The sequence below is a fragment of the Vibrio sp. La 4.2.2 genome (assembly GCF_027586995.1).
Lineage (GTDB): Bacteria > Pseudomonadota > Gammaproteobacteria > Enterobacterales > Vibrionaceae > Vibrio > Vibrio mediterranei.
Map to the genome: position 1 here is coordinate 607,173 of NZ_JAPPTJ010000002.1, position 17,194 is coordinate 624,366.

At 40.9% G+C, this 17,194-nt stretch carries 26 protein-coding genes and 1 pseudogene; 1 reads left to right on the top strand and 26 read right to left on the bottom strand.

Going from position 1 to position 17,194, the window contains the following annotated elements; translation table 11 throughout:
- Window positions 1-18: 18 nt before the first annotated feature.
- From OH456_RS05945 to OH456_RS06030, 18 genes are all read right to left on the bottom strand, one after another.
- Window positions 19-705, bottom strand: coding sequence for a hypothetical protein (locus OH456_RS05945; RefSeq protein ID WP_270033018.1), 687 nt, complete (start codon window positions 703-705; stop codon window positions 19-21).
- A 157-nt stretch (window positions 706-862) separates the two neighbouring features.
- Window positions 863-1,459 (bottom strand): DJ-1/PfpI family protein, encoded by a 597-nt coding sequence (locus OH456_RS05950; protein ID WP_270033019.1) that lies wholly within the window; start codon window positions 1,457-1,459, stop codon window positions 863-865.
- Between the two features lie 30 nt (window positions 1,460-1,489).
- A complete protein-coding gene (locus tag OH456_RS05955) occupies window positions 1,490-2,020 on the bottom strand; it encodes a GNAT family N-acetyltransferase (protein ID WP_270033020.1) in 531 nt (176 codons plus the stop codon).
- 32 nt (window positions 2,021-2,052) lie between these two features.
- Window positions 2,053-2,529, bottom strand: a complete 477-nt coding sequence (locus tag OH456_RS05960; RefSeq protein ID WP_270033021.1) for a GNAT family N-acetyltransferase — start codon at window positions 2,527-2,529, stop codon at window positions 2,053-2,055.
- A 68-nt stretch (window positions 2,530-2,597) separates the two neighbouring features.
- Entirely contained in the window at window positions 2,598-2,834 is a 237-nt protein-coding gene (locus tag OH456_RS05965; protein WP_124942006.1) for a hypothetical protein, read from the bottom strand.
- Window positions 2,835-2,842: 8 nt separating this feature from the next.
- Complete coding sequence (locus OH456_RS05970; protein WP_270033022.1) at window positions 2,843-3,343, bottom strand: opioid growth factor receptor-related protein; 501 nt, start codon at window positions 3,341-3,343, stop codon at window positions 2,843-2,845.
- 37 nt (window positions 3,344-3,380) lie between these two features.
- Window positions 3,381-4,157 carry a carbon-nitrogen hydrolase family protein gene (locus OH456_RS05975; protein ID WP_270033023.1) on the bottom strand — a complete coding sequence of 259 codons (777 nt, stop codon included), beginning with the start codon at window positions 4,155-4,157 and terminating at the stop codon, window positions 3,381-3,383.
- Window positions 4,158-4,261: 104 nt separating this feature from the next.
- The gene (locus OH456_RS05980) at window positions 4,262-4,699 is read right to left on the bottom strand and encodes a GNAT family N-acetyltransferase (protein ID WP_270033024.1); all 438 of its coding nucleotides are present in this window, start codon (window positions 4,697-4,699) and stop codon (window positions 4,262-4,264) included.
- 146 nt (window positions 4,700-4,845) lie between these two features.
- A complete protein-coding gene (locus OH456_RS05985) occupies window positions 4,846-5,310 on the bottom strand; it encodes an acyltransferase (protein WP_270033025.1) in 465 nt (154 codons plus the stop codon).
- Between the two features lie 112 nt (window positions 5,311-5,422).
- Complete coding sequence (locus OH456_RS05990) at window positions 5,423-5,908, bottom strand: AAA family ATPase (protein ID WP_270033026.1); 486 nt, start codon at window positions 5,906-5,908, stop codon at window positions 5,423-5,425.
- 50 nt (window positions 5,909-5,958) lie between these two features.
- A complete protein-coding gene (locus OH456_RS05995) occupies window positions 5,959-6,225 on the bottom strand; it encodes a hypothetical protein (protein WP_236110317.1) in 267 nt (88 codons plus the stop codon).
- A 145-nt stretch (window positions 6,226-6,370) separates the two neighbouring features.
- Complete coding sequence (locus tag OH456_RS06000; RefSeq protein ID WP_006073496.1) at window positions 6,371-6,781, bottom strand: GNAT family N-acetyltransferase; 411 nt, start codon at window positions 6,779-6,781, stop codon at window positions 6,371-6,373.
- Between the two features lie 142 nt (window positions 6,782-6,923).
- Entirely contained in the window at window positions 6,924-7,661 is a 738-nt protein-coding gene (locus OH456_RS06005) for an SDR family NAD(P)-dependent oxidoreductase (RefSeq protein WP_270033027.1), read from the bottom strand.
- 86 nt (window positions 7,662-7,747) lie between these two features.
- Entirely contained in the window at window positions 7,748-8,068 is a 321-nt protein-coding gene (locus OH456_RS06010) for a DUF4144 family protein (protein WP_270033028.1), read from the bottom strand.
- Window positions 8,069-8,148: 80 nt separating this feature from the next.
- Entirely contained in the window at window positions 8,149-8,565 is a 417-nt protein-coding gene (locus OH456_RS06015; protein WP_270033029.1) for a GFA family protein, read from the bottom strand.
- A gap of 125 nt (window positions 8,566-8,690) precedes the next feature.
- Window positions 8,691-9,158: a VOC family protein gene (locus OH456_RS06020; RefSeq protein ID WP_270033030.1), complete on the bottom strand. Its 468-nt coding sequence runs from the start codon at window positions 9,156-9,158 to the stop codon at window positions 8,691-8,693.
- 146 nt (window positions 9,159-9,304) lie between these two features.
- Window positions 9,305-9,844, bottom strand: a complete 540-nt coding sequence (locus OH456_RS06025) for a DUF1353 domain-containing protein (protein ID WP_270033031.1) — start codon at window positions 9,842-9,844, stop codon at window positions 9,305-9,307.
- Between the two features lie 314 nt (window positions 9,845-10,158).
- Complete coding sequence (locus OH456_RS06030) at window positions 10,159-10,641, bottom strand: hypothetical protein (RefSeq protein WP_270033032.1); 483 nt, start codon at window positions 10,639-10,641, stop codon at window positions 10,159-10,161.
- 111 nt (window positions 10,642-10,752) lie between these two features.
- Between OH456_RS06030 and OH456_RS06035 the strand changes: the two are divergent.
- Window positions 10,753-11,022, top strand: a pseudogene (locus tag OH456_RS06035) (transposase); the annotation flags it as partial.
- A 22-nt stretch (window positions 11,023-11,044) separates the two neighbouring features.
- Here the strand turns inward: OH456_RS06035 and OH456_RS06040 are convergent.
- From OH456_RS06040 to OH456_RS06075, 8 genes are all read right to left on the bottom strand, one after another.
- The gene (locus OH456_RS06040; protein WP_270033033.1) at window positions 11,045-11,749 is read right to left on the bottom strand and encodes a hypothetical protein; all 705 of its coding nucleotides are present in this window, start codon (window positions 11,747-11,749) and stop codon (window positions 11,045-11,047) included.
- 155 nt (window positions 11,750-11,904) lie between these two features.
- On the bottom strand, window positions 11,905-13,017 hold the full coding sequence (gapS4b, locus tag OH456_RS06045; RefSeq protein ID WP_270033034.1) for a GapS4b family protein: 1,113 nt from the start codon (window positions 13,015-13,017) through the stop codon (window positions 11,905-11,907).
- Window positions 13,007-13,954, bottom strand: coding sequence for a GapS4a family protein (gene gapS4a / locus OH456_RS06050; protein ID WP_270033035.1), 948 nt, complete (start codon window positions 13,952-13,954; stop codon window positions 13,007-13,009). The genes gapS4b and gapS4a overlap by 11 nt, the downstream gene beginning before the upstream one ends.
- Window positions 13,955-14,146: 192 nt before the next feature.
- Window positions 14,147-14,992: a hypothetical protein gene (locus OH456_RS06055; RefSeq protein WP_270033036.1), complete on the bottom strand. Its 846-nt coding sequence runs from the start codon at window positions 14,990-14,992 to the stop codon at window positions 14,147-14,149.
- Between the two features lie 140 nt (window positions 14,993-15,132).
- Window positions 15,133-15,549 carry a GFA family protein gene (locus OH456_RS06060; protein WP_270033037.1) on the bottom strand — a complete coding sequence of 139 codons (417 nt, stop codon included), beginning with the start codon at window positions 15,547-15,549 and terminating at the stop codon, window positions 15,133-15,135.
- A gap of 143 nt (window positions 15,550-15,692) precedes the next feature.
- Window positions 15,693-16,196 carry an AAA family ATPase gene (locus OH456_RS06065; RefSeq protein WP_270033038.1) on the bottom strand — a complete coding sequence of 168 codons (504 nt, stop codon included), beginning with the start codon at window positions 16,194-16,196 and terminating at the stop codon, window positions 15,693-15,695.
- 223 nt (window positions 16,197-16,419) lie between these two features.
- Window positions 16,420-16,650, bottom strand: a complete 231-nt coding sequence (locus OH456_RS06070) for a hypothetical protein (protein ID WP_270033039.1) — start codon at window positions 16,648-16,650, stop codon at window positions 16,420-16,422.
- A 169-nt stretch (window positions 16,651-16,819) separates the two neighbouring features.
- Window positions 16,820-17,083 (bottom strand): hypothetical protein, encoded by a 264-nt coding sequence (locus OH456_RS06075; protein WP_006073519.1) that lies wholly within the window; start codon window positions 17,081-17,083, stop codon window positions 16,820-16,822.
- Between the last annotated feature and the right edge of the window lie 111 nt (window positions 17,084-17,194).

The following is a 17,194-nucleotide window of genomic DNA, read 5'->3' on the forward strand; positions in this document are numbered from 1 at the left end:
TCTAGACAGCTGAGTCGATTACTTCAAAAACTCCGTGACTTTTTGAAGATTGAATCTCAGTAACCGCTTATCAAAATCGCTGGCACTTTCGCTATCCACCACACCATTTTTGAATTCATAGCGAGAGCCAACTTTTTCGACGTATTTATTAAAGTCGACCGTTTGCTCGTACTCCGTGAATATCTGTTGCAGTTTCGCATCGTTTATCATTACGTCGTTGATTGTCCATTTCCAATGATCACGCCCCATCACAAACAAGCCATCGATGTAGTGTTCTTCTGGCTTTTCGACAAATGGCAACCAATCAAAAGAGAACCAGTTATTCTCGTCTTCTTTTTGCAACCTAATGCTCACGCCAACTTCATCTGAAAACAGAAACGGTATCCAAAAATTATTGCGCTTAATCTTGAGCGTATACGCGCTGCCATCCATTAAATCGAAACGCTTCAACAAACTAATGTAGAGTAAAAAGTTTTGGTTGTTACAAGTCCCAGGCTCGTCGATATTCACCAAATGCGAATCAACGGCAATAGGAAAGCAAGGCGCAGAAAAATCTTCGGTTTTAAACCTCTTAAAGCGCTCGCTGAGTACTTCATTGATTCTATGATTCTCTCCCATCAAACTCGCTCCCGCGAATATAGTAAGAAACACAACAATCAATGAGAATGTCAGAAATAAAGGAATGGTTCGTTTAGATTTGCCCATCAAACACTGCCTACATGAATATGCTTTATCGGTGCTGGCCGATAATATTTTTATCCATTAAGAATAACACCCATAAAGAGCGTGATATGTATGGAAAGGTCGTCTTGTGTCTACGTAGGAACTAACAATGAATGACGTTGGTTGTAAAGTCGTTTTGCTATAAATATGCCCCAACCACTGATAAGCAATGCTCGACCGATTTTTCTTTCTCACCTACAGGGGCGACGTAATGTATCGCGGCCTTCGCATGCTCTATGTCAGCAAGTTTACCTATTACCCAAGCCGCTAAGTACTGCGAAGACATACAACCACCGGATGTAGCCACATTACCTTGTGCATTTAGAGGTTGTTCCAGCACCTCGATTCCTAGATCTTGGACCCAAGGTTTCGTGGTGAGGTCGGTACAAGCGGATACTCCATTCAGTAAATCCAACGCTGCCAGAAGCAACGTACCGGAACACTGTGCGCCAATGATTTGCCTGTTAGGGTCAAGAGAAAGTCGTGACAGAATGGTTCGGTCCGTCGCAATTTGTCGCGTCAACATACCGCTGCCAAACAACACGGCATCGGCTTGATTTGCAAACTCTAACGGCTGCTGCGCTACCACCTCTACACCATTCATTGATGTCACCACATCCGTCGGACACGTTATCTGAACATTCCACCCGTGCGGTTTCATACGATTCAAAATTGCCGAGGCAATAAAAGAGTCCAGTTCGTTAAATCCATCAAACGTTAGTATTGCTATATCCATATAACCCTGCTCCTAAACAACCATCGCTTTCTATAAACTGATTTTTGAGTAAATCACCGTGTTACATAGCTCACCGTTTGGCAATCGCCGTTCATTGAGCGCAATACCCTCTAAGTGATAGCTGCAACGCTCAGCAACTGAACGACTTTTTGCGTTCGTTTCAGCAGCTCTGATAATCACCCGGTTCGCCTCTAATGATTCAAAGGCATACTGCTCAACAAGCTTTACCGCCTCAGTTACATAACCGCAGCCTACGCTTGATGTATTCAGCCAATAACCAATTTCGAAAAATGGCACCGCCTTATCACGAATGATCAGTCCCACGGCGCCTACTAACGTATCGGTCTCTTTATCAATGATTGAAAAGCGCAGTTCATTTTCGAAGTTTTCAAAATCTGCCATCGCTTGTTTGGTGGTCTCCACCGATTCTTCTTGGGTCAAAGCATATGGTACCCAAGGAAGATATTCTCCAAGCTCCGATTTACTCGCTTGGATTGCCGCCAACATTTGAGGCTGGTACTCCAATGAAGGAGGAACGAGTTTTATTCTGTCTGATTCCACGGGCATTACTCCTTAATAAACTCCAACTTGGCCTAATCATTTTCAGTAACATCTAATACCATCGGGATATCAACCATACCTTTCTCACGTCTTACTCCGTCTATACGTTTAAAGCCAAACTTCAGATAAACGTTCTCTGCACTAAGCGCAGAATTAACGGTAAACCGGCCTTTATTTCCGTTTCGTAACGCAAACCCTTTCACGCTCTCCCAAAGTTGGCGCGACAAACCTTTCCCTTGATATTCATCATGAACAAACAAGTGGTACAAGTGCGTATTATCACGAACGCCACCAACGCCGATAACCTCATTACTTTCCGATACAGCGACAACGTAGGAATAATTGCTTGCCATATACCCTTCAATGCGTTCTGGAGACATAGAGCCTAGCAACACATTGTGTACAGATTCATCACAGTCAGGGCAGACGTATTTGTTGGTTAGAGGGATAATTAACTGACTGATTGCGAGTGCATCACTTGCTCGTGCTTTTCTGATTGTGAAGTGCATAAGGGCTCCAATTTGGGGGTAAATCTTCGTTATAGACTCTATTAACGCCGAAGCGCTATATAAGAAAATCAATCTAAATGATCAGGAGTATGCAGGTAGGTTCCACAGTTCTGGCATTTATAATCCCCTGTCGCCTCTCCATCCATCAACGACGTTAATATCGCTGCAAATAGCCCAGAGAAAAAGCCCGTAGCTTCGTTCTTTGGGTGTTTACCCTCTGTTCCAAACGAGGTGTATTTATGCTGTGTTAACGCCTTGCAATTACAACAGAACGCCTTCATCTTCTCCGTACTGTACTGGCTCATTAGTTGTCCTAGTCCTCCAAGGCATTACGCCAATATTGGATCGTTTTATCCGACACAGTGCCGTCTTCTCTAGCTGCAGTAACGAGAAACTCAGATAGGTTTATTGCAACCTGTTCATTGCCCAGCAAATACAAACTACGAATTGCTCGTGTCAGTCTCAATTGATTATGATCGTGACTTTTTAACCAAACGTGATTCTTCCCACTCAGCGGTAAGACAGAGGTGATTTCAAATCCATTTCTCTGCATTCCCCAAAAATCCAACATGACATCAAGTATCTTCAAATGAGCAACTCGAAGCGCTTCTGAATTGGCAAACACGTCTCTATCTTTCTGCGTTACTAAAGGAGCATGCTGATTAAACTTGGTTCCCTCGTCGATTGGGAAAAACACCTGAATATACTTATGGTCATGCTCCAACCAAAAGTGGTTATACGCCAAGAGCTCATCAATATAACGACCAAATTTATCTGGACTTTCTCCAATTATAAAACGAGCAATCTCACTCATTTATTCACCCTGACAATAGTTATTGTTGTATTTTTAGTTATAAACCTAATAGCTTATTTGAGTATGTGACACAGCCTTTGGCACCAAAACCATGCTCCGTCTTTTCATAGTCGAAATAGGTGATAGATTTCTTGTTTCGCTCTGCTTCAACAACAAGATTACCCTGTTTATCGATAACTGCCGTCGGAGCGGTTTGCTCAAAGGTTGTCGAGTTAACCGATATCACTGAAAACACATTTTCAATCGCCCGAGTCACAAGGTGCGATTTAATAATCGAATAACGATTGGCATCAAACTCTTGTTGAACATCACATAAGCTCACGATAGCAACATCGACCTGTTCTTTATAGAGTTCTCTAAAGAACTCAGGGAATCGAATTTCATAACAGATTCGAACACCAACCTTAATACCCTGAATATCGACAACACCATTAAAGTCATTCCCTACGTCAAAATTCTCCGCATCCCAACCCCACAGGGCTCTTTTGTCATAGCAATACACCTCACCTGAGGGTTTGATGATCGCAACCGAGTTCGCCGCTTTATCTCCAAACTTGCGAATAAGCCCCAAGAAAACAGTGATCTGCGTGTGTTTAACCAAGTCTACAATCTGATTAAACGCAGCGTCTTGAAGTTCAAAATCAATATCGGCAACAGCACCAATTTCAATAGGTGGATAACCAGACAAGGCGCATTCTTGAGTAACTAACACATCTGCACCATCGCGCTTGGCTTCGAAGATAGCACGCTTGATTTGTTCATGGTTTTTGGTTGATTGAGCACTAATTGGGAACTGTAATAATGCAAACTTCACAGTGTCTACTCCTTGAAATCGTCTTCGGTGCTTAACAAAGAGGCCGCGTCAGCACTCATTTTATTAATCTAATCCATCTACGTTCTGCTATGTAAAATGCACAACTAAACAGCAGGTTCCACTTCGTACTTCATTTCAATAAGCTGATGCTCACCAACAATCTCAACTTCTCTGATATATTCAAATCCAAAGTTCTCGTAGTACTTTCTTAAATAAGCGTGGGCGTGGATATCGATACATCTCACTCCGATATTGCTGGCATGTTTTATTAGGGCCCGGACTATTTTTGATGCAACGCCATCACCACGATATTCCTCGGAAACCGCCACTCGCGCCATGGTCGACGAACAGTCTTGATTCACCGTTAAACGAGCGGTCGCTACAGGCTTATCGCCATCCCAGACTAGAGCGTGAAATGAGTCATTATCCAACCCATCCAAGTCCAACTCTGTTGGGATATTTTGTTCAAGCGTAAATACTTGATAGCGTATAGCCTGACCCATTGAGATCAGTTCAAGACTCTTGCCAATAGTAACGTCCATGGTCATTCCTTTGTTTTACTGCATGGTTGGTGTGGAGTTTCCAATACCACTTGCCACTCTATGCTATGTCGTTCACCAACTTACTCAGTCAAACAAAATATTATAGAAAATGGCGTTAACATCTTGTTTATAATTACTTTTCTAACTTAAGGCAAGCTTCGTAGTTTTTTAGCCGGATTCCCTGCGTAAATACCTTTCTCCGTAATGTCCTTTGTCACGACACTTCCGGCACCGATAACAACCCCTTCACAGATATTGACCGACAGAATCGTAGCGTTTGACCCTATCGTCACGTTGTCGGCAATAACAGTACGTCCCCAACTCTCTGGGTTTGGAGCGGGTTGACCGCTCTTAAAAAGGTCATTGGCAAACATAACCCCGTGGCCTACAAAGCAATCCTCACCGATAGTCACATATTCACAAATAAAGCTGTGCGATTGGATTTTAGTTCGAGCACCGACAACTGAGTTCTTTTGTATCTCAACAAATGGGCCAACAAAAACTTCATCTTTTAACTCACAGCCATAAACATTCGCAGGTTCGATAATCGTGACGTTTTCACCACAAACAATGTTGGTGATTTGAGACTTTAATAGTCTTGGGTTTGCCATTAGTACTCCAGAATATTTGGTTTTAAAAATAGATAGGTGTTAAACGGATGGGTCGGATTTAGAAGGGTTAACGGCTCGGTCCACGCAAGCCAATCAAGTTACCAAACGGGTCTTATATCTTCACTATGTTCAAACCTTCATCGTCCGTCGGTTCTTCAAAGTACTGCGTCACATGATGAAACACATCCTCAGTGTCAAAATGTGCCCTTTCTGGCTGCTCAACCCGACGCTTGCCGATTTGAACCAAACAAACCTCATCCGGCACATCGAGATAGCAAAGTTCATGAGCACATTGCACTTCAGAACATAGAGATGAAAACCACGAACGCTGTCTAACTGTATTGGCAGGAAAGTCCATTACCACATCAACGCCTACCGTTAATAAGCTCTGAACATGTGACTTAATAAAAGGTTTAATAAGAGTAGAGAACTTGATGTAGTCCTCAAACGATTGGATTTGATTGGGATAGTGTGCGGCTAACCACTCATCCTCAGAAATGAGTACCGCCCTTTGCTTGGCCGCAATTAGCTTGGATTGTGTTGTCTTACCTGCGCCCATTTTTCCGCAAAAGAAGACTAACTTCCCTGTACTTTCCATAAGCTTTCCTACTCTAAGAGGTTGAGTACAAGAGGAACTGACAGCAACCTCTACAACTTAATATCTACGTTATTTCGAACATAAGTAGGAGTCGACAACTCCTCGTCTAAATCCTTGAACTTCGGCTGCTTTGGCATTGACTCAATAATCGAATTCAATTCCTGATAACTGATACCTACCACACGGCAGGCCGTCATGATTCCATTGATAAAACACTTTTTATCGCGCTTTTGCTGATGCTCACTGGCAGGAATCGACGCGTATAGTTCACACTCTTTAACTAACAAGGCTAGAAGTTCTTCTTTTGGTGCTTCCATATAACCACTCACTCTCGACATATCTTATTGTTAATATCGGCAATTTCGCCATTGAAATGCAAACCAGAACATCTTGAGTCGAGTCATGATGACAAGCATCAACGCTTATACATCAACGAATAGAAGCTACCCACATGTTTTACGGCTATGCTCTTGGCTTAAATTTCTTGGTCATGCCTTGGCTAGATGGCGAAACCAACCTATACCCTAACTTTTCATAGAATGCAGGCTCGTCAGCAATCATGGAAACATACGAGCCATCCATAGCAACGTTGGCTAGGTAGTCATCAATGTATTCCATCACTTTTCGTCCTAAACCTTGCCCCTGATAACTAGGATCCACCGCCACGTCTACCACTTCAAAGTTACATGCTCCATCGCCTACCACGCGACCCATTGCAATCAGTTTTGCCCCATCTCTTACAGAAATACCATACAAACTGTTTGGCAGTGCTATCGTTGCCGCTTCTAATGATTTAGGTGATAACCCTGCGGTCACGCGCATTTCACAAAACTCTTTCGGACTTGGGACTGTCTGCTCGTATTGTAATGTCATTGTGTACTACTCCTTTCATATTAAACGGAGAATACACAACAATACTGTATAAATAAACAGTTGAGCTAATTTTGGTGGTTAAAGCCATGTCTGGTTAAATCAACGGCAACCACAACAGATCCAGCTAAAACTCATCCACTGCCTAGGTCAACGAAAGCCCACCATCGACCACCAGCGTATGGCCAACAACATAACTGGCTTTATCTGACAGTAAAAACTCTATCGCATTCACTATCTCGTCAATGTTCCCAAATCGTTTGATAGGCACTACCTCAGAAACATCAGCACGCACATTAGGAGACTCTATTTGTCTCTCTTCCCAGCGAGGCGTCCACGTAACACCAGGCGCAACAGCGTTAATTCGAATACCAGCACCAATGTTCTCCAGCGCTACGGATCGGGTTAACCCTTCTAAAGCATGTTTTGAAGCGCTGTACATAGATGCATTCGGAGTAGGTCTAAGACCGTTGATGGAGCTGACGTTTACAATCGAAGCACCAGTCTTCATTAGTTGCAGTTCAGCACGTAGGCATAGAGCTTGACTGAAAAAGTCCACCTGAAGCGTTTCTTTAAGTAGCGGTGTATCAACCTCAGACAGCTGCCCGCGCGAGACCAGTGCTGGAGAAGCGTTATTTACCGCAACGTCAAGCTTACCGTACTTGTTAGAGATATAATTGAACAGTTGATTTAATTGTTGTTCGTCAGAAATATCTACCGAGTGATAATCTACACTACTTAACTCTGGATACTCAGCAAGCGCGCTACTCCAAGCCTCTTTTGAGCGAGAACAGGTAACAACTTTATATCCTTGGTTTACAAGTCTCAAAACCACGTGCAAACCAATTCCTTTTGAACCACCAGTAACCAATGCAACTTTCACCGTCAAACTCCTTTCAATCTGAATCTCTAGACCGTAGCAACGTTAAAAACTCCCATGTCACTATCAACTCGAATCCTCTGCTCCATTTACTTCTCAAACGACAGCGATTGAATAGCCTGCTCCACAGACGCAAACTGTATTTTTGTCAAACACACTTTAGCCTTTGAAAACTCGTGCTCTTGAATAAGTTGAGTAATTTCAGATAACGACAAAACAGAGTCGCTCAGTTCGAATGTATAACGTCCGCTCGCTTGGCAAATTGTGAAGCTGTGACCATCACTATCGATCAAGCGATCAGAACTACTCCAAATCAAAGACTCTAATTCACTCGCTAACGCTGACTCAGAGCCAAAATACATAAGCTCCGGGTCGCCCTCTAGTTTGAAAATACACGGCCATCTAACCATTGTTGTTCCTATACACCTATGCCATAAGCACTAACGATAACAAGTGAGACACGCCATTGTAGCGTTCGCTCAATAGTGCTCTAAACCTCGTCAGCAAAATACGCCATGATCTCCTCAGTGGTCATTTCCTTGGTCTCATTCGCAAAGCAATAATACCCAGGGCGCATATCACTAAAATACTGCATATCCATTTCCAATCCTTCTACGTTAGGAAACAGACCTAATGACATATTGTAATCACCGGTTGCTTTAAATTTGTAGAAAAGATGAGTGCCACATTCTGTGCAAAAACCACGAGAGGCCCAAGACGATGATTGATACATTTTAACTTTATCACCACCTTCAATCTTCACTTGAGTGCCACACTTCACCGCAAAATATGGAGCACCGCCCCACTTCCTGCAGGATTGGCAATGGCACACAGTAAACTTGGGATTAACATTTTCGGCTTTGATTGTCACCGCGCCGCAAAGGCAACTTGCTTGTGTATAAGACATTGAACTACTCCTAATTTAATGAAATAGACTGTGATTTTTTCGAGTGACTGGCTCACTTAAATGGATGTTTGCTAACTGAAAAGTGGCTTGGAGGGCAAGTCTCTAAATAATGTACTCAGCATTTGTCATTGACGTTCATCTTCGCAGAATCGGAATAGGTAGCCATCAGGACTTTCGACAATAAACTGAGCTTGTGTGACCGTTTTACCGTCAACTGAATAAGATTTGCTTTCCATGGGAAGAAAGATCGAACTGGGTGCTTTTGACTGCACTGTTGAGTATAACGCGTTGATATCACTTACATCCCATTGGAAGTTAACACCTCGTCCAAAGGGATATTCTAAGTTGCCAGTTAACCATTTTCGGGAGTCGCCACCTACTCCCTCAAGCATCAAGTCAACTCCCTCAAGCATCAAGTCAACTCCCTCAAGCATCAAGTCAACTCCCTCAAGCATCAAGTCAACTCCCTCACGCGTTAAGTAAACAAACTCCTCTTCTTCTCGTTGGTACTTGATAGCAAAGCCAAGCACGTCGACAAAGAACGTGATGTTGTCCTTGATGCTTTGACAATAGAGTTCTGGGACGACTCTCATGTTGGGTTTTCCTTTATTCGGCTAACGTCCTGTTCAGAAGTCGACATACACTACAAAAGTTTCGGACTTCCCTAGAATCTATAGAACCTACAATAAAGCCTATATGTCACGCATATCGAATCTACTTGAACAGCCTGTTAGTTACTCTAATCCAGCTTTGTTTCGACAAGCATATCTAATTGATCTAAATCTTCTGTTTCAAGATAGCTTTCTGCAGAATCAACTATTTCCCAAAATTTTTGAGAAACATATTCATTTTCAGGGTTATTTCTATAAATTTCTTGTGAAGACAAATTAGCTGATTTAAAAACAGAGCTTAATTGCGCGGACCAAGACCCAAACCGAACACCAATGTATAAGATGGCGGCAAACCGTCGGCTACATCCTTCGTGACGGCAAGCCTCATAGAACATACGATCAGCTTTTTTTCTGTCTTCATTTGATACGTCAGGATTACATAATTCACCGACAGCGACATCATGGACTATTGACGATTTTCTATAGGTTCCTGAGTATGGAGAGCCTATAGCTGTCCATAAGGCCCTCGGGATTGTTGCTCCGTTTAAGCAACTCCCTTTAGGGGCATTCCATTTTGTTCCTTGATTATCTATGAAATAAAAGTCTTCCTCAAGATTCATATTTCTAGAGCCAGACCAACGGGTTAAAGGTTCACCAGAAAATGCCATAGTACTTATCCTTAAGTTAGCTATCAATTATTACAACGAACTCAGGCTGAGCAGTTCTCAGCCAATTAATAGTAAACTATAGGGAGCTAGAGAGGTACATATTAATCAATCAACAGATGACGCGTATTGGTAACAACTCCAAAGTGATAATTATATGTCTTGAAGTTTTTACTTAGTTAGCCAGTTTGAAACAGTGTTATCCCCAATAAACCACCTTCAGCATCATTTTACCTGTTATAACCACAATAATTTTTTCTCAAAGTCACTTAAAGCTGAATATGTCCATACTTTCCTCTCGGAGCATAAACAGATTATTATGTAATTTTATTGAGATAGAACACTACAGCTAAAGCAAAGGCAAACAAATTAGACAGTTTAGCCTTTTTCGTCGCATACTCATCGAAAACTGTAGAAAGACAAAGAAAACCCACTGACGTTGCCAAAACATAAGCTTCAAAATTTTCACCAGTTAAAGCTTGGGGTTGTGTAATGTAGAGTAGTACCGTTATAAGCATTAAAACGCACAAATTCATACCAAAGCCAATCTTAGCTAAAAGTTTCTGTACTGAGCGCTCCCAGCTAGGCTTTGGGAATGTCTTACGTATTTCTTGAACAGTTTTGGGGTCAAAGAGCGCACTATGAAAAGTACAATGCTCGCAAGAATCAACCTTAGAGATCAGAGCTTGCTCATCTTCTCTGGGAGTTTCAGTATCTTGTGACACAAAACCTAAAACACCTCTATGCGCACGTTGTGCTTCACAATATTGGGTAACTAAATATCTAATGTTATTTGTCAAAATTGCCTCTCTTATATAACACCTTGCGAAAGAGTAATAACGCGATACCAATCAATTTAAAACTGAGTCCTAAACACTGAAGCCAATTTATATGAAAATGGCCAAGCGCTAGGAATCGCTCCAATCACACGCGAAAGTGGACGCTACAAAGGTAAGCGTGTAATCCAAGGCGGTCGAGCGCAAGTACGAACCGTTTTATACATGGCGATGATGTCAGCCATGCAATGTAACCCTGTTTTCAAAACCACTTATTCACGACTTTTAGAAGCTGGGAAACCTAAGAAAGTGGCTATCATTGCCTGCGTTCGCAAGATGGTTGTAATACTGAATTCAATGTTACGAGATGGCGTCATGTGGGATGAAAATATAGCCAAAATTTAGCTATTGACGCCATAGTCGTTTGTTAACTCTCTTTTAGTGATGGAATTGGTCTAACCTCAATATGCTCTTGGGTAGCAATAGCTAGTTCTCTGCCATTCCTAGAAACAACGAAAATTGTATCGAATACCTCAAACACCGATTGCGCCAAACATGTTCTATGGAATTTAGTTAAGCCAACTTGAATATTGAGTTGTGGAACACCCCAATTGTCATCAATAAGTAGCCAATTCCTATCATGGTGTTTGAACCCATCATTGGACCACAACTTGACTTTACACTCCGTAAAGTAACTCATTGCTTGAGCCCAAACACGCTCAGGTTTATCTCCCATCATTGGTAATCCGGGACGATTCTCTTCGATCTCTTTCTTGAGTTGCTTACTTTTTTTCCGTCTTTCTCCTATCTCAGTTAGCAAAGGAAAATATACATCCGGTCCGCATCCCTTTTCCCTGAGGAAATCCGCATGAGCAGAGTTTTGTGACACGGCTTCGGTGACTTCAACGCCAATTGAAATATCGGAAGTTAAAATGACAAAATCGGGGCGATCTGAGTGCTCAACTTGAATTGGATACTTCAATAGGTCAGATTCCGAAATAGCAGCCAACAGATGAGAAATCGCGTACTTTTCTACATGCTCTGTTTTCCTACCTTCAGAACGTAATGGGACAACCAAGCTCATATTCTTCAGTTGATTCAATAGCGAGCTACTATTATCTGCATCGATCATAAATGTACCTTAAGAGTTAACGCCCAATTACGTTGTGAGCAACGCTACCACAAAACTAAACCATACCACCTTAAACACAAAACCCAACAATGGAATGAAAAATTCCAAGCGTTGGGAATCACTCTTAAATTGTTTGTTATAAGCACGAGAACACGTTACTTATTCGCATATTTCTCAAATAACTCAATTTTCTTAGGCTCTAAGTGTACTAATAACATCTCTTTCAGTTTACTTGTAGAAATCGATACATTCTTCTTACTAAACCTCAAGTTAACAACTTTGATTACCAACTCTGATGATTGATTCTCTTTTGCTACCAAATCTGGAAAATCAAACGATATACGACATGAACCTGAGTAGTCTTTATAGTCAAAACTGTAATCTGCATCAACTCGATGCATCTGTATATACTGATGATAAGACTTGTTATGAATAAAGAATGTGGAATGTAAGTTCTTGCCCTGTAAGATCAAGTTTGTAATTTTTTCTTGCATCCAAGATAGGTCTTCAGGAAGCTCTTTACTTGTATCTGGTCGGAAGCCGATATCTTTCGTATCTTTGAAAAGCAATTCATTGTCAAATTGCTTTTGACTTAACTCCTTCAAAAATTGAATTCTAGATTCATTCGTAAAATCATTAAACTTAATTGTTTTAATTGACGTATTACGATCAACCAAACCACAGTTTTTAAACGTATTTACAATATCCTTTGCTATTAAATTAGCTACTTCTTTAGTTTGAGGAGATGTATGTGACAAATTGATACATATATCAACATTATCATCACCTTTTTTAAACCTTACTTTCCCTGTAAATTGGGATCTGTTCTTATCCCAACTTTTTGTATAGTCAAACCTTTCGACGGTGAAAGACAACTCCACATGATCTTTATTTCCATCTATTGCTTTAAAACTTGGAGCTCCTAAGACTTTGTAATTCGAAAAAGGCTTTGATATTAACTTGTTGATATCATATGACTTGGGAACAGATTGTAATAGACTTTGCTCCCCACCCGCCCATTTAACCGTCTGAGTCTGAACCTTAGGGTTCTCTTCCTTTACACGGATTTTTTCTTGGACCTCAATTAACTCAGCTGGAGTTAGACCTGTACGACAAAGCATTGTCACATATGAGGGTCTGTTGTCACTCCCAACAAAAACACCTCTTCGTCGCAAAACTAATTTAAGGTCAGCCTTTGTAATCCCTTGATCATTCAATAAATCTCTTAATGCATCTCCATAAGGTAGAACAAACTTCTTATCTTTCATTAATTAAACCTCTAAAGTCGTTCTCATAAGAGTAAACTGAAATATCAACATGATTAGCTTTTTCCGCTAGAAGCCGAGTCGATTTTTTAACGACTGATTCATGACTTAAAGGATCATAATCTGGGAATAGGAAAATAAATTCATTTGTAAACTCAAGAGAGACATCACTTGCTAATGATAACAGCCTAGAAATCGAGCCTTCAGAAAAATTTTCCGAGCATGAAATGCAAAACTTAACCTTATTATTGGATACGACCCTAAATGGTAATATATTAGAAGTCAGGTACTCCACTGGAAGTACTTTCCCATATTTTTGAATAGATGGATCATTATAATTTGATGAACCAAAAGCATAATGAAAATAAATTTCATCTTCGGTGAATTTATTTTCAATGTAAGTTATTGAGTCATATATAAATGATGCTTTATTATTATCAACAATATGAATTGCACCAAATTCAAGATCTTTCTCAATCTGGACTGAGCTCACTTTAGAAACCACGTCTTGATCAGAAGACCTATCGTTAGTTAACCAAAATAAAACACCAGTATCACAAGCTTGGCTAATCCCTGTCATTTCATATGATTCGTTATTTTCCGACCTAAGCTCTGAGCACATAAAACACTCTATAGTTTGAGCTAAATCTTTTATATGAGATTTAAAAGTTGCACTAGGATTAGAAGGATATGGTTTAGATGTATATTTAACTGATATAATCACGTTATCTAACGTGTAATCTTGAAGTTGCGACTTTGATGAATAAAATAGATCAATACCGTGTGTCTTGCGGTCTGAGTCCTGCTTTCTCTTATGCTTTTGTGGCTCAGAACAAGCTAGAGACTCCCCTTCTTGAGCCCCACTCCAACCGATAACTTCGAGAAAGTTTCTAACAACTTTTTCACCGTGCTCACCTATACTCTTTGATAACTCACCCATAAGCCCTTCTAATATATAAAGTTTGTTTTTTTAGCATGATATACCAGTAGGAACCTACAAGCTACTTGTTGAGTGTAAAGTTGCTTATGTAGTGCTTATAACGCCAAGCTAACGGGCGATAACGCAATACCGCCCAACCTAAAATTTGTGCCCTAAACACTAAAGCTAATTTGGAATGCAAATAGCCAAGCGTTAGGAGTCCCTGTTAAGCGCCTTGTTAGGCAATTTATCACGCGAAACAAACCTTAGTTCAACATCAGCAGGGCATTGTTCAACTTTGCGGTGCCAAGCTTTTTCAATACGAGCCAATTCGCTAGAATCAAAGTAGTAAACTACCGTTAAAATAAGTTTAAAACTTGAATTGAAAAATTTATCGGCAACAACTGCATTATATAAAACACGATCAAGCATTATTGTGGACATTAAAGGTGATTTAATCGCTTTTACTTCCGCAAACATCGGTTTCTGATATGAAGCGGAGATAAACGCATCAAATGATACATCCGTGCCGCCTAAAGCTATATCTCGTTGTATTTCGCTATTGAATTCCTTTGCAAGGGAGTCAATGACCACACCTTCAACAACCTTCAAGTCTTGTCGGAACTCCTCATGCTCTCGCCTTCTAGCCTCTTTTTCAGCTTGATCAGATGTGTTTCTTTTCTGCTTACGAGTTGGAGGTACGTTATTTGGTTCTTCTACTTTCTCTTTTAAATCACCTAAGGTTTCGCTAACCTCATTTTCGAGTTTCATCTCTTGCTCTTCTGGAGATAATGTTCGTAGAAATGAGGTATCATCTTTGAAATCTGCAGGTGCATAGAGTTTTCCGTGATGGTTTGTAACCAAGCGATAAAATGCAATTAAAACTAGAACAGGGAAGACAACCACAAAGATGATTAATGGCCACCTTTCATTCTCGGTCAATTTCTCTGCCGATGAGTTTAGAAGCAAGCTGGCAAACCCATAGATTAACGAGATAAACAAAGCAATAATCCCCAATGGGTTTCTCGCAAACTCTTTCGCGCTTTTCAAAAATTCCATCAATACCTCTTGAATTGCCTAACGCCTTGTTAAGTAGCAGCTAACTACCAAGACACTCAAACAAAGCCACCGTAATCACTAAACTCACCCAAGCCAAATTCGCCAACTGTTAGCTGTCTGCTTGAACAATTTGTTAGCTGCTAGCTCGGCTGTTTGAGAAAGACCTTCACATTATTTGGTATCTGATACCAATCCAGTTTTTCACTAACCCAAACATGCGCTTGAGGTTCGAAAATATCAGTTAAAGATTGATCAATTGGTTTAAGCTTTAACTTAACTGTTTCCGGTGCATCTGGATTAAAGTGATAAATTCTATTTCCACAACTTGGGCAGAACATTGCACAGTTACGATTACCACTATCAGCTAAGCGCTCCCAACTTCTTAGTTGACCCGAAAACTCTACTTTAGATGCATCAACAACCGCAGTGATGCTAAATGGGCTGGTAGATAGCTTTTGACACTCTGTACAGTGGCAAGCAAAAACCATTAGTGGTTTTTCATGTAATTCATAGGTAACTTGTCCGCACTGACATGCTCCTTGAAGTGGGTAATCCATTTGTTCCTCCTTTGAACATGAATGACAGCTAACGCCTTGCTAAGTTGCAGCTAACGACCACAACACTCAAGCAAAGCCACCGTAACCACTAAACTCAACCAAAACACAAATGCCAAGCGTTAGCTGTCGACTTGAGCAATTTGTTAGCTGCTTTCTACCCACCTGACAATTTCTTTAGCCACGGAGGCTGGTGATAAATTAGTTGTATCGACTGAATGAAGGCTTAACTCCCTTAGCTCTCTTGCGTCTACGAGTGACTCTGTTATCTTGCTTTGTTGCCAACCTCTTTCCCAGAGGCGATTTATTCGAACTTGGTCGTCACAATCCAATAGCAACCACTCGATGTCTGTGAAAAAAGATGTATCTTGGGACTGAATGTCCTCAGGAGTGTTTGGGCAAAACCAAACGACAGACTTCCCATTTGCTGTAAGTGACTTCAAAATATCAAACCACAGATTTCCATATGGAACCCATGTGTCTGGATCTGTATAAATACTGCTCTTTGCCAGTGTACTTGCTGAATCTGCAATCAAATCTATGTCAAGAAAAACACAATTTGATTGGTAAGCGTATTCTAATAACTCATTCACTACCGTCGATTTGCCAGAGCCTGGGGCTCCAGTTACTATGCGCAATTTTTTATTCACATGTTTGCCCATAAATGTATTTAATAAAAACAGCTAACGCTTATTAGACGGATTTAATCCACCTAACTTCCCCACACAATGCAAAACTTACCCCTAACTTTCAATCACCTACAACAAAAAATGCAAATACAGTTGCATATTAAACAGAAAAAGCGGAATTATTCCGCCTAACGTAGGTAAATACGGATTTCTAGTCCTGCGAAGCACGCGTGAATGGTTATCGTCAGTCTTCGATGGTTTTAGTCCCGCATTGTTCGCAAATGCAATGACGTGAGAAATCGTCCATTGAGGCCAGAAATGCGCCAAATACCCAGCCTTTTAAAAAGCCAGTCAAAAACTCTTTGCGTTTACGCTTTTTGTCTTCTTTGAATGGGCTTTCTTTGCGTACCAATACGACGACGTGGTCAGTGTTTTTCCCGCAAACACTGCAATAACGGTTTTCTCTTTTTTCCATCACGGCTACCGCACTCTTTTTAGCAAGAGCAAGCTGTTGATTTTGTTAAAGTCTGTTAATGAGCGTTACTTTATGAAATTGTGGCGAAGGATACTGTTAACTTGGTTGCATAATTGATATGCAACCAATGTCGATTATTCGTACATAGGTGAGATGGGACTAATTTTAGCTAACGCTTTTCACAGTCTTTTTTGTTTTTGATGAGATTAGTAAGTGCGGTGGCTTCGGTGCGTTCAGCGTCTTGGTAGGCTTCGAAAACGTCGCCGTTGTGGTAGCCCATAATGTGTAACGTGACTTGAATGATAAAAGTGAAGAAGCCGATAATCAGAGTCAGGAAAGGAACTACGCCGAATTGTTCAAACCACAATAACGCAGCGGAAATCATAACGACAACCAATGCTGTTATGGCTTTGTTTTTACTAGACAGTGTCATACAACCACCACTCTACTTTTCGTCTGAGTTCATCCTAACGCCAATACGTTGCACATAATTGGGGTGAGTTCACGAAGCCGAGATACAGAGTACAGAATAGGAATAACTGTG